Origin of the sequence: Bacillus sp. FSL M8-0350 (assembly GCF_038593345.1) — a bacterium.
Lineage (GTDB): Bacteria > Bacillota > Bacilli > Bacillales > Bacillaceae > Bacillus > Bacillus safensis.
On sequence record NZ_CP151985.1, the window covers coordinates 3,455,898 to 3,468,099 of the forward strand.

The 12,202-nt window shown below is 42.2% G+C and carries 15 protein-coding genes; 1 reads left to right on the forward strand and 14 read right to left on the reverse strand.

What is annotated here, in order from left to right; translation table 11 throughout:
* Nucleotides 1-29: 29 nt before the first annotated feature.
* The 10 genes from NSS80_RS18010 to prfA form a co-directional block, all read right to left on the reverse strand.
* Nucleotides 30-569 carry a TIGR01440 family protein gene (locus tag NSS80_RS18010; RefSeq protein ID WP_041115516.1) on the reverse strand — a complete coding sequence of 180 codons (540 nt, stop codon included), beginning with the start codon at nucleotides 567-569 and terminating at the stop codon, nucleotides 30-32.
* A 12-nt stretch (nucleotides 570-581) separates the two neighbouring features.
* A complete protein-coding gene (rpiB, locus tag NSS80_RS18015; RefSeq protein WP_003214714.1) occupies nucleotides 582-1,031 on the reverse strand; it encodes a ribose 5-phosphate isomerase B in 450 nt (149 codons plus the stop codon).
* Between the two features lie 133 nt (nucleotides 1,032-1,164).
* Nucleotides 1,165-1,623, reverse strand: a complete 459-nt coding sequence (locus tag NSS80_RS18020; RefSeq protein WP_041115515.1) for a low molecular weight protein arginine phosphatase — start codon at nucleotides 1,621-1,623, stop codon at nucleotides 1,165-1,167.
* 63 nt (nucleotides 1,624-1,686) lie between these two features.
* Nucleotides 1,687-2,241 carry a manganese efflux pump MntP family protein gene (locus NSS80_RS18025; protein ID WP_041115514.1) on the reverse strand — a complete coding sequence of 185 codons (555 nt, stop codon included), beginning with the start codon at nucleotides 2,239-2,241 and terminating at the stop codon, nucleotides 1,687-1,689.
* Between the two features lie 60 nt (nucleotides 2,242-2,301).
* Nucleotides 2,302-3,354 (reverse strand): L-threonylcarbamoyladenylate synthase, encoded by a 1,053-nt coding sequence (locus tag NSS80_RS18030; protein ID WP_080769779.1) that lies wholly within the window; start codon nucleotides 3,352-3,354, stop codon nucleotides 2,302-2,304.
* Nucleotides 3,355-3,515: 161 nt separating this feature from the next.
* Nucleotides 3,516-3,959, reverse strand: coding sequence for a general stress acyl- n-acyltransferase (locus NSS80_RS18035; RefSeq protein WP_252049873.1), 444 nt, complete (start codon nucleotides 3,957-3,959; stop codon nucleotides 3,516-3,518).
* Nucleotides 3,960-4,022: 63 nt separating this feature from the next.
* Nucleotides 4,023-4,676, reverse strand: coding sequence for a stage II sporulation protein R (gene spoIIR, locus NSS80_RS18040; protein ID WP_227001750.1), 654 nt, complete (start codon nucleotides 4,674-4,676; stop codon nucleotides 4,023-4,025).
* Nucleotides 4,677-4,799: 123 nt separating this feature from the next.
* Nucleotides 4,800-5,279 carry a hypothetical protein gene (locus NSS80_RS18045; RefSeq protein ID WP_034281451.1) on the reverse strand — a complete coding sequence of 160 codons (480 nt, stop codon included), beginning with the start codon at nucleotides 5,277-5,279 and terminating at the stop codon, nucleotides 4,800-4,802.
* A gap of 141 nt (nucleotides 5,280-5,420) precedes the next feature.
* Nucleotides 5,421-6,305, reverse strand: coding sequence for a peptide chain release factor N(5)-glutamine methyltransferase (prmC, locus tag NSS80_RS18050; protein WP_041115511.1), 885 nt, complete (start codon nucleotides 6,303-6,305; stop codon nucleotides 5,421-5,423).
* Nucleotides 6,295-7,362 (reverse strand): peptide chain release factor 1, encoded by a 1,068-nt coding sequence (prfA, locus tag NSS80_RS18055; protein ID WP_024423741.1) that lies wholly within the window; start codon nucleotides 7,360-7,362, stop codon nucleotides 6,295-6,297. Before prfA ends, prmC begins: the two co-directional genes overlap by 11 nt.
* Nucleotides 7,363-7,572: 210 nt before the next feature.
* On the opposite strand from prfA, the gene racA reads away from it, so the two are divergent.
* A complete protein-coding gene (gene racA / locus NSS80_RS18060; protein WP_024426348.1) occupies nucleotides 7,573-8,121 on the forward strand; it encodes a chromosome-anchoring protein RacA in 549 nt (182 codons plus the stop codon).
* A 35-nt stretch (nucleotides 8,122-8,156) separates the two neighbouring features.
* Here the strand turns inward: racA and NSS80_RS18065 are convergent, their stop codons facing one another.
* The 4 genes from NSS80_RS18065 to rpmE form a co-directional block, all read right to left on the reverse strand.
* Nucleotides 8,157-9,113, reverse strand: a complete 957-nt coding sequence (locus NSS80_RS18065; protein WP_342498369.1) for an AEC family transporter — start codon at nucleotides 9,111-9,113, stop codon at nucleotides 8,157-8,159.
* 90 nt (nucleotides 9,114-9,203) lie between these two features.
* The gene (gene malS, locus NSS80_RS18070) at nucleotides 9,204-10,904 is read right to left on the reverse strand and encodes an oxaloacetate-decarboxylating malate dehydrogenase (protein ID WP_024426349.1); all 1,701 of its coding nucleotides are present in this window, start codon (nucleotides 10,902-10,904) and stop codon (nucleotides 9,204-9,206) included.
* Between the two features lie 279 nt (nucleotides 10,905-11,183).
* Complete coding sequence (locus NSS80_RS18075; protein ID WP_024426350.1) at nucleotides 11,184-11,786, reverse strand: thymidine kinase; 603 nt, start codon at nucleotides 11,784-11,786, stop codon at nucleotides 11,184-11,186.
* 87 nt (nucleotides 11,787-11,873) lie between these two features.
* Nucleotides 11,874-12,074 (reverse strand): 50S ribosomal protein L31, encoded by a 201-nt coding sequence (gene rpmE, locus NSS80_RS18080; protein WP_003215407.1) that lies wholly within the window; start codon nucleotides 12,072-12,074, stop codon nucleotides 11,874-11,876.
* Nucleotides 12,075-12,202 lie beyond the last annotated feature (128 nt).

Genomic DNA, 12,202 nt, shown 5'->3' on the forward strand with positions numbered 1-12,202 from the left:
TTCAACATTATATTAGAAATATATCGAAGCTATGATCTTGTATAAACGGCTCGTTCTCCGCCAATCAGCTTCGGACGCGTTTTCGCAAAAGTCACATGTGCATGTCCTAATCGATGACGACTGAGGCGGACAGGTACAGCGACTCTCTTTAAGTGCATCCCAATTAACGTATCGCCGATATCAATTCCAGCATGTGCCTCAATGCATTCGACCAATACAGGATGTTCCATTTGCTGATACGCATGAGCCGCCATCGAACCACCCGCTTTACGGACAGGTACTGCAGCTACGATCTCCAGGTTAAAACGGAAAGCCACTTCTTCTTCAACAACAAGGGCACGATTTAGATGTTCACAGCATTGAAAGGCGAGCTCGATGCCGGTCTCTCGTCTTAACTGATCCAATTCTTGATAGATAGAGGCAGCAATTTGCTCACTTCCAGCAGTACCAATATGCTCACCAGCCACTTCTGACGTACTGCAGCCAATGACTAAGATTTGCCCGGCATGCAATTCAACTGTTTGATGAAACTCTTTTAACATTTCAAGCCAATCTTGACCAATGTTCATGTTAAGCGCTCCTTATAGGTGCTTTTCTTCGTAATCAGCAATTTTGCCAATCCGCACAGCATGGCGTCCTGCTGTAAACTCTGTCGTCAGCCAAATGTGCGCAATCTCACGTGCTAATCCTGGTCCAATCACTCGCTCTCCCATTGCAAGAACGTTCGTATCATTATGTTCTCTCGTTGCTTTCGCACTAAATGTATCATGAGCCAATGCACAGCGAATTCCTTTTACTTTATTTGCTGAGATGCTCATGCCGATGCCTGTCCCACAAATTAAAATGCCGCGGTCGACTTCTCCGTTTGCCACCATATTGGCTACAGGGAAAGCATAATCTGGGTAGTCTACAGAACCTGATCCGCATTCACAACCCATATCAATGTATTCAATCTTCAATTCATCCATCAGTTGTTTGATTTCTTCACGAATATTCGTTCCGCCGTGATCGGATGCAATGGCTACTTTCATCTGGCAATTCCTCCTAAGGGTGAGTTGATCTGTTATGTCTTACATTCATTCTTTATTTACAGTTATATTTTAACCTCTGCCTAGTGATTTGCAAACAATAGCAGAAAAACCGTTGAGGCAACGGTTTTACAAGTTATCTATTATGATGATCTTTTTTCAGCTTCTCAGCGAGCTGATACAGCAAGGCTTCTAGTTCATCTCGAGTTTCCTGATAAACAGAAAGACTTCCTCCAAACGGATCGGATACATCGCCTTCTGTTCCTGTCGCAAATTCCTTTAAAGTGAAGACCTTGCCTTTTGCATGCGCATATTGCTCTGCAATCAACTGTTTATGCTGCATCGTCATCGTGAAGACGTAATGAGCTTCGCGCAGAAGATCCTCTGTCAATTTTGATGATGAGTGATTCAGTGGAATGCTTTTCTCAAATAATGCTTCGATCGCTTGAGGAGAAGCCTTCCCTACATCGGAGGCAAAAATGCCCGCTGATTTTACAGTGACCTCTAAACCTTTTTCATCTGCAATGGAAGCAAAAAGGGCTTGAGCCATTGGACTTCTGCATGTATTTCCCGTACAAACAAATAAGATTTTCATCTTTCGCCCTCCTTTTCTTCTATTATATAGCATTTCATTCTACATGTTATGTAAGGAGACTGGCTAGAGCGGAAATAATAATTTGATACCAAAGGCTAGTAAAATGATTCCGCCAAGCGCGCCGCTATATGAACCAACCCATGACCGAACCTGTTTACCGAGTAATAATCCGAACCATGTGAGGAGCATACTAAAAAAACCAAACAATAATATAGTCATCCACACCTGGGAACCGTAAATCCCGAGGCTTAAACCAACGGAGAAGCTGTCTAGGCTTACACTTGTCGCAAAAAGAACAAGACCAGCCCCAACTGGTGCAATAAAGGGCTTATCCTCTTTGCGGATAGAAGCAACAATCATTTGCAGTCCCAGCACCAAAAGCAGCGCCCCGCCAATATAGGTGGCAAGAAGTCCAAGCCATCCAGATAAGAGCTGACCTGTCAGCATGCCAAAAAGCGGCATAAACATATGAAATATCCCAATAACAAGTCCAATATAAATGATCTGGCGGATCCTCAGCTGAATCATTCCCATACCAAGTCCAACCGAAAAAGCATCCATCCCAAGTGCAAAAGCCATGATGCTGAGTGTCAGCAATTCGCCAGCTAGTTCGTTCATGTAAATCCCCCTTGGACACACATTCTTCTTTAACCTATGTTTGTCCAAGAAAGGTTAGAACTATTGGAACGAAGGGAGTGTACGCCCTCCTGCGGCTTTTTGCAGACGGTTCATAATGGCAGAACCAACTCCCTGCTCTGAAAAGGCTTCTGAAATAATCAAGTCTACATCTGTTTCATCAAATTGTCTCAGTACACGATAAAGGTTTGCGGCAACCGTTTCAGGTTTTTCTCTCCATCCACAGCTGTACACAACATCTGCCGCAAACAGCGATTTCTTTTCTTCTGTTGTCAGCACTCCGACTTTTAGCCCTTCAGCTTTGTATTTCTGTATGTGACGCTGCATGTCTTTATCACTTCCATGAAAGATATACATCTTGGCTTCAGGTGCATAATGTGTGTATTTCATTCCCGGCGATACAGGCGCTTCGTCCTTTTTTGTCAGCCCTGGGTCCACACTCACCGTCCCCACGACCTCTTCTAATGCTTCTTTTGTAATTCCGCCTGGTCTTAAAATCACTGGGGTCTCACCGACACAGGATACAACCGTTGACTCAACGCCAATTCCAGTTGAACCGCCATCCACAATCCCAGCGATTCTTCCTTCGAGATCACTCGCTACATGATCAGCTTGTGTTGGTGAAGGTTTTCCCGAACGATTGGCACTTGGTGCAGCAATTGGCAGACCAGCTGCTCGGATGAGCTCAAGCGCAATGGGATGATCAGGCATTCTCACACCTACTGTGGATAAACCTGCTGTAACCTGCTTTGATAAAGTGCCCGGCTTACACGGAAGAACAATGGTTAAGGCGCCCGGCCAAAAGGCATCCATCAGCGCCTTCGCTTTTTCGCTTTCTATTTGTGCAAATTCGTGAAGCTGCTGAACCTCCGCAATGTGAACAATCAACGGATTATCACTCGGACGCCCTTTCGCTTCATAAATTTTCATAACGGCTTCTGTCTCTTTCGCATTTGCCCCGAGTCCGTAAACGGTCTCTGTCGGGAAAGCAACCACTTCATTTTGCTGCAGCAGATCGGCCGCCTGTTTAATTTGTGGATAGTATGTGGATAAATCCTTTTCTAAATCCACAGACCACCTTTTTGTATTTAACATCATACAAACTCCTTTTAAAAAAGATAAAACTGTTGATATATCTCAATTATCCTTTTGAAAGTATAAAAGATGATGATCAATAAAACAAGCGTTGTCCACAATTTGTGGATAACGCTTGTTTAGTAGTGGATAAGTATGTGTATAAGTCCATCATTTTGTGATTAACTGCCTTTTTTTTGCAGGACCACAGCCTGTTCTTTCCCCAATGTCTCTTTTGCATGTGCTGAGCTCCATATGCTTTCTGGAATTTCCTCTAAAGGCGTAAAGCCCATTAATGCCAAAAAATCATGGGAAGAGGAATGGTTTGCGACGACATAAAAAGTATCCACACCCATTTTTTCACCGAGCGTTTGAACACTTTGGAACAAAGAGACAATGTGTCCCTGACCGAGCTTATCTGATATGACAAGAGACCGCAGCAATCCCTCTTGTTCATTGAGCTGTTCAAGACCTAAGCAGCCTGCCAGCTGACCATCCGCATCTTCCATCACTACAAATGCCGTTCGCTCCGCAAGCGTTACTCCGCCTTTTGCTTGTCCCTTTTCAAGAAAAGCATTGATCGCCGGGACATCTTGTTCTGCGGCTATTCTTAATTGATAATACATGCTTTCACCTCTTTTTGTTCTCTTACTTCAACTCTATGAGGCAAAAACCGATTTATACCTTTTTTAAGAGAAAAGACTAGAGACCCATTCAAACAAAAAGAACTTCACTTCACCTGTCTCTTCTTCCTCTTCTTTCACCACTTCATTAACAGACTCTTTCGTTTGCTGCGCTGTCACTTGTTTATCATCATCCCCTTCTGGTGAGGCGATGGCTTCTCCGTTTGAAAAATCGATAAAGCAGAGCGGCGGAAATAACACACACCACCAGTTGGCTCCGTCTCCTTCTCCAAGCGTAATTAAAATGGCTTCATATTTCCCAGCAGGGTAGACGAAATTTCCATAGAGCTTTGTTGGAAATGAAGCTTTTTGAAAACTGACCGATACGGATTGATCTATGTGCTGTTCCTTCAATTTCGCTTTGGTGATACGATTGATTTCTGGCAGCTTTGATCGAATGACACGTCTTGCTTCTTCAATGGATGTGAGGTCTTTGACCCACTCTGTCATACTCGCATTGACCTCGTCACGAATACTTCTTTTCACATCCTGATCCGCTGAACGATCACTATTTGCTAAAATGCGTAATCGAATCGCTTCATCTGGTATGACAACAGGCTGATTTGCAGAAGCAGCCGCTGTCTCCTCTCTGCCAAGATTTGCAAAAGCACCGCATAATAATAGAAACATATAAAGACAAATCATCGTTTTACTTTTCAACATTGTGTGTTCCCCCCACTTTTTCTCTTCGCTACAAACATTGTGTCCAGGAAACCCATCTCATAAACAGTCAACATGATTTTTTTAATAGATTATGAGTCAAAAACAAAAAAGCCGTTCTCATTAAGAACGACTTTTGAGTGAGGATTGGTAGTCAGAAGGGTATAGTCTCCCATCCCAATCTCGGCTGATTTTTAAACCAGATTCTGTTTTGATGACAGTCATGGCTCCTTTTTTCTCGATTTCTTTTTTGACTTTTCCTTTTTGATCGATAAATTGGATCACCATTTCATAGTTAAATTCAATTCTGTCATCGCTTTCATCTGAAGGCGTAAACGTAATTTTCTTCAGCTTGATTTGACAATCTTGATCCTTTGCCGCTTCTAATATGCTCGGGAACATGCTGTCTTGTGTATATTCTTGATATTCATGTTCGGTTAAATAAACCTTCAGCTTCTCTTTCATGTCAGATAGGTCATCCGTTCGATTCACTGTGTATTGTGCTTTTTTATAGCTTTCTCCAAATGCTGCTGCCTCTTTTTTAAAGCTCGGTTTACCACAAGCACTCACAATCAATAGTACACTGACGATGACCAACACCATCGCATACCTTTTGTTCACACCATTCGCTCCTTCAAAACAAATTTATGTAAAAAATCATGATCAGAATGTTCATTCTTCTATATATACGTTTCTCTTTTACCATAAGTTTCATCTTTACATAATAAAATAGTCCGGCTTTCTTCAGCCGGACTTTCCGTTTTGAATGTGTGCGCAAACAGCTCGATCTTTTCCGTTAATATCTTTGACGATACAGACATCCGCTTTAGGAAATGCCTGCTCAAGAAGCACTGTGACATCTTGACCTTGCGTATGTCCAATTTCAAAGACAACAACTGCCTGATCACTCAGCACGCTGGGAAGATCATGAACGAGACGCTGATAAAACCACAAGCCATCACGTCCGTCCGTCAGCGCATTCACCGGCTCATGCTTCGTCACAACCTCAGACAGACTATCCATTTCTTCCGCCGCAATATAAGGTGGATTGGAAATAAATACATCTACTTTAATGCCTTGAGCTATAACCGGTTCAAGCAAATCCCCATGTAAAAAATGAACGTCTGCACCGAGCGCTTGTTGATTCCGTTTTGCTACCGCAAGCGCTTCTTGTGAGATATCAGTCGCTGTGACAGATAGTGATTTTTTTTCAAGAGCCAGCGTAATTGCAATGGCTCCGCTTCCTGTGCCAACGTCAACTGCTTTGAGCCGCTGATCGGGCGGGAAAACGTCACCTACCAAATTGAGCGCCGCCAGAACAACTTCTTCCGTTTCAGGACGAGGAATAAGAACATGCTTGTTCACCTCGAAAGGACGTCCGTAAAAGAATTCAACACCCGTTAAATGCTGAACAGGAACACCCGCCTTATGCTGTGTCACAAATTTGCTGAACAGTTGATCTTGCTCCTCAGGCAGCGCATCATGAAATCGTGCAAGAAGCTCACTTCTGCTCCAGCCGAGCACATGCATCAACAGGAGTTCTGCTGCATTTTGGTCTCTGCCAGCTTCCGTTAACAAAGAAGAAGCCCATTTAAGGGCTTCGAAGATTGTTCGCTCTTTATTTTGCATCTTGAAGCTTTCTTGCTTGGTCTTCCATAATTAGTGCATCAATGACCTCGTCAAGTTTTCCTTCTAAAATTTGATCAAGCTTTTGAATCGTCAATCCGATGCGGTGGTCTGTTACACGGTTTTGCGGGAAGTTGTACGTACGGATACGCTCTGAACGATCCCCTGTTCCAACCGCAGATTTACGTGTTTGATCATATTCAGCCTGTGCTTCACGCTGGAATTTATCATAAATTCTCGCACGAAGTACTTTCATGGCTTTTTCTTTGTTTTTAATTTGTGATTTCTCATCCTGACAGGACACAACAACACCTGTTGGAAGGTGAGTTAATCGAACAGCAGACATGGTCGTATTGACACTTTGTCCGCCAGGTCCGCTTGATGCAAATGTATCCACACGGATATCTTTTTCATGGATATCAATTTCAACTTCCTCAGCTTCAGGTAATACAGCGACTGTCGCAGTAGATGTATGGATCCGTCCGCCTGATTCTGTTTCTGGAACACGCTGCACGCGGTGTGCACCATTTTCAAACTTTAGTTTGGAGTACGCGCCTTTCCCGCTGATCATAAAGATAATTTCTTTATAACCGCCTGTGCCAGTGACACTTGCTTCCATGACTTCCGTTTTCCAGCCTTGCATTTCAGCATAACGGCTGTACATACGGTAAAGATTTCCTGCAAAAAGAGCAGCCTCTTCTCCGCCTGCTGCACCACGAACCTCCACAATAACGTTCTTATCGTCATTCGGATCTTTCGGGATCAGCAAGATTTTCAGCTCGTCTTCTAAACGTTCCGTTTCTTCTGTGAGCTCTGAAATTTCTTCTTTGACCATGTCGCGCATCTCGGCATCCAGCTTCTCTTCGAGCATTGCTTTCGCATCATTCAGCTGGTCGTATGCCGCACGATATTGTCTATATACCTCAACAGTTTCTTGAATATCGGATTGTTCTTTCGAATATTCACGAAGCTTCTTAGGGTCGTTCACCACTTCAGGGTCACTTAAATATTCATTTAGCTTTTCATAGCGTTCTTCAATTGATTTTAAACGGTCTAACATGGTCTTCACCTCTGTTTTGTGCGTAACAGTCTAATTATAGTATAGCGGGGTATGACAGTCAAAAAAATTTCCAAAACAATTGAATTCCTGCAATTTTTCGCTAGAAAACACGATCTTTGGCGATTGGTTACTTGTTTTGTCTAACGTGAAGGAACAGGAACTCTTAAAAGAGAATGGTACTTGTAATTGAAAAAAGGGAGGGCATTTGGTTTGAATACTAATGAGGTTGCAAAGGAAATTGGTGTTTCTTCAAAGACGATTCAGCGTTGGGTCAAACAGCTCAACATCCCTGTCGCCCGAAATGAACTTGGACATTATGAGTTTCATGAAGATATTGTACAGCTGCTCAAAGAGGTCAAACACCAAATGAGTGAAGGTGTGATCCTCCAAGATATTCAACTGCCAATCCATAAGGAAACCGTTCGTCAATCAGCACCTGCTGCCGAAGCTGATGTCTCTATACAGCGGATTGAAGCATTAGAAAAACAAGTGAAAGCGCTCATTCAGCAGCAATTACACGTCACTGATGTAGAAGACCGCCTGCAAGAGCTTGAACGGAAATTGGCTAAAAAGGCAGATGAAGGTGTATCGTATCAGCTGCTTCAGCACCGCAGAGAAATTGAAGACTTATCCACAAAATTTGACCGCCTCGCCGCAGCCTTGAAACAACCGTCACAAGTAGAAGAAAAAAAGGAAATCGCACACCCCGACATCAAAAAAAAGCGTGTACTCTTCCCTCTGTTTCATTCATTTCGCTAAGAAAGGCTGCCTCGTTTGGCAGCCTTTCTACTATATTATACGGTAAGTGCAATAATGATCGGTAATGTGATGAGTGACATGATGGCACTGATCACAAATGCGGATGCAGTTTCCGCCTCTTGTTTTTCAAATCGTGTTGCGATCATTGCTGCAACAGCTGAACCTGGGAAGGCAACAAGCAATACAGCTTTTGTAATTTCATCAGTCGAAAGACCCATAAGAACGGCAATAAAATACATAAGTAATGGTTGTACAGCTACTTTTAGCAATGCAATACTGAAGGCTGGCAAGCTTAATTTAATTTTGCGGATACCAACAGTGACACCGACTGCGAATAATGCCACACCTGATGTGACGCTGCCAATTTCCTCTAACATTTCATGTCCGATTGCAGGAAGTTTAAATCCTAAAAGAACAAGAATGATACTGGCTAACGGTGCAAGTGCAAGCGGCTCTGATAAACCGTGCAAAATTGCTTTTGTCGTCATTTTTAGGAAGCTTTCGCCGTCTTTTGTTTTTCCTTTTGTTTTTTCACCGACAGTTGAGACAATAATTGCAATTGGATCAAGCATTGCATTTACAACTATTCCGGTAATCGCAATCGGAATTGCAACCTCTTGAGCTCCAAATAAACTGCCCAAGACCGGAATCCCCATAAATGCAAAGGTCGGTTGTGCTGAGTTTAACGAGAAAACAGAAGAATCTGTTAAGTCATATTTAAAAGCAAATTTCGTAACTAAAAGGATAATGATATAAAAACCAACGATTCCGAAAATCAATGCAACGAAAAATGGAATTTGACTATAGAATTTATCTTTTGGTGTTGACAGAATACTGGCGATAAAGTGCGCTGGTAAAGCATACTTTGTTACAAGTGTACTTACACCTTTTGCAGATTTAGCGTCATAGCTGCCGAAGTGTCCTGCGAACCAACCCAGCGCGATAACGAAAAAAATCGGTGCTAGGAGGATCAAAATATTTAAAAAGTCCATCTTACTCTTCCTCCTTAAATCCTTTACATGTTTCTTATTTATTGCGGCATTGCTTAGATTACCCGAAGCAATGCCGCGTTACACATTTTATTATGCTCTTACAATTTTTTTATATTCAGGAATCCACATTGCGTCTTTCACAGCTTGTTCGATGTTGTCAGGCGTTTTTCTAGCGACTCCATCTTTGATTGCTGCTTTTGCTACTTCAACAGCCACATGAATTGACACTTCTTGCAATTTATCAATACTTGGAAGAAGACCAGCACCTGGTTTCTCATGATCAACCATTTCAGCAATTGCATTCGCAGAAGCAACGAACATGCCTTTTGTGATGATTTTTGATTCTGTTACGATTGAACCAAGTCCAAGTCCAGGGAAAACGAACGCATTGTTTGATTGTCCGATTTCATGTTCAATTCCGTTATACTCAACGTTTTCGAATGGGCTTCCTGTTGCAACAAGCGCACGGCCGTCAGTCCATTTGAATAGATCCTCTGGCACAGCTTCAGCAAGCGGTGTTGGGTTAGACATTGGCATGATCACTGGACGCTCTGTATGAGCTGCCATTTCTTTAATGATTTCTTCAGTGAATGCGCCACCTTGACCTGATGTACCAATAAGGATGGTCGGCTTCACCCTGCGAACAGTTTCAGCAAATGAGATTTGTCCTTTTTCATCGCGTGCCCAGCCTTCTACTTCATCAGAAGTACGCAGGTATGGTTTTTGGAAATCAAGCACTTCATCTTCAAATTGATCTGTGAGCAATCCTCTGTAGTCTAATGTCCAGAATGCATTGTTTGCTTCTTCTTCAGTTAGACCTTCAAGAACCATTGTGTCACGCATTTGATCTGCGATTCCGATTCCAGCTGATCCAGCTCCGAAGATGACAACACGGTGATCTTTTAATTGAGTACCAGTTTTCTTGACAGCTGCAAGAACACCCGCTAAAGTAATGGCACCAGTACCTTGAATATCATCGTTGAATGTTAAGATGTTATCGTTGTATTTTTTCATGATGTTACGCGCATTTTTGTTTCCAAGGTCTTCCCAGTGAAGCAATGCTTTCGGGAAGAATTTAAGTGCTGCCTTCACATAAGCATCAATGAATTCTTCGTATTTTTCACCTTGTACACGTTTGTGATGGTTCCCAATGTATAATGGATCATTCAATAATTTTTCATTGTTTGTTCCAACATCTAATACAACTGGAATCACGCGGCTAGGATCAATACCTGCTGCAGCCGTGTAAACAGCTAATTTACCGATTGCGATGTTGATACCACCAACACCCCAGTCACCAATTCCAAGAATACTCTCAGAGTCAGTTGCAACGATGAGGTCAATATCTCCAGCAGTTGCGTGCAAGTTTTCAAATGCTTTCTCGATTCCGTCAATGTCGTCGATTGAAAGATAGACACCATGAGGTCTTCTGTATTCATGGCTGTATTCTTGAATCGCTTCACCAACAGTTGGTGTGTACACAACTGGAAGCATTTCACGAAGCTTTTCTGTTAGAAGCTTGTAGAACAATACTTCGTTACGGTTTTGCAAATCACTTAAGTATACGTTTTGACGAAGACGATCCGGCTGAGCTAGAAACTGCTTGTACGCTCTTTCCGCTTGCTGTTCTAAAGTTAGAACCGTTGGAGGAAGTAAGCCTTCTAGTCCAAGCTCTTGTCTTTCTTCTTCAGAGAAAGCAACGCCTTTGTTCAACGTTGGAATCGATAATACATCTTTACCTGTCAAAGTGGTTTCGAGGTACCCTTCTTTTGTTTTCTTCACGTTGTTCATCAAAAACTACCCTCTTTCTAAAATATAAATAAAGTGAACTATTAATCCAAAGAACGATTAAGGAGAAAAATCCTTAATCAAAAAAATTATGACAAGAAATCGAACTTTTCGTTTAAATGCTTTACACTACAGTTAGTCATTTTATGCCTGCTTATGACAAAACGCAAGCGTTGAAAATTAGATAATTTAATCGTAGTGTTATTTAATTTATTTAAGTAAAAATGATGGGTGTTCAGCCAAAATCTCGAAAAACGAAACACAGCGGCATTTGCTATTTTTTTATTTGTCAAGTGTTGTACCAACATCAAGTCTTGGTACTTCATGGTGATGTCTGCATCGTGCTTCGTATGATTCCTGCGCTCCTACTAAAATAATAGGATCATCATAGGATGCGGGTTTACCGTCGATCAAGCGTTGTGTTCTACTCGCTGGGGAGCCGCATACCGAACAAACTGCTTGAAGTTTTGTTACAAGCTCTGCACATGCCATTAAATGCGGAACAACACCAAATGGCTCTCCTCTGAAGTCTTGATCCAGGCCTGCAACAATGACTCGATAGCCTTGGTCAGCCAATTGAGTGACAATGTCAATGATTGTCTCATCAAAAAATTGCACCTCATCAATGCCAATGACATCGGTTCTTTCTGATATGTGCGTTATTATGTCTTTTGGTGAGGCTACTGCAATCCCATCTAATGATGAACCGTTATGTGACACAACTGAGCTTGTACTATATCGGTTATCAATCGATGGTTTGAATATTTTTACTTCTTGTTTGGCAAAGGTGGCCCTTTTGGCTCTCCGAATCAATTCTTCCGACTTTCCAGAAAACATACTGCCGCAGATGACTTCAAGCCAACCGCTTTGTTTCATCACATACATAAGGTCTTCTCCCCCGTTTTAAAGTTCCATCAATCCACGTAAAAAAACAGGCAAGAACGGATTCCTGCCTGTTTATTGTATCTATTATTACTTAAGACCGTATTTTTTGTTAAAGCGGTCAACACGTCCATCAGCAGAAGCGAATTTTTGACGGCCTGTATAGAAAGGATGGCACTCAGAGCAAATCTCGATGCGTACCTCTTCTTTTACTGATCCAGTTTCAAACTCATTTCCACAAGCGCATTTGACTGTAGCTTTTTTGTAGTTAGGATGAATTCCTGTTTTCATCTACTGTCATCTCCTTCCGCCCTGAATCCAATTCGGAAACAGAGTTAATATCTCAGAAATAAATTCTGAAACGCACATGATAAAATTATAACAGTGTGAGTCTATGATTGCAAATGTATTTTTTCAGG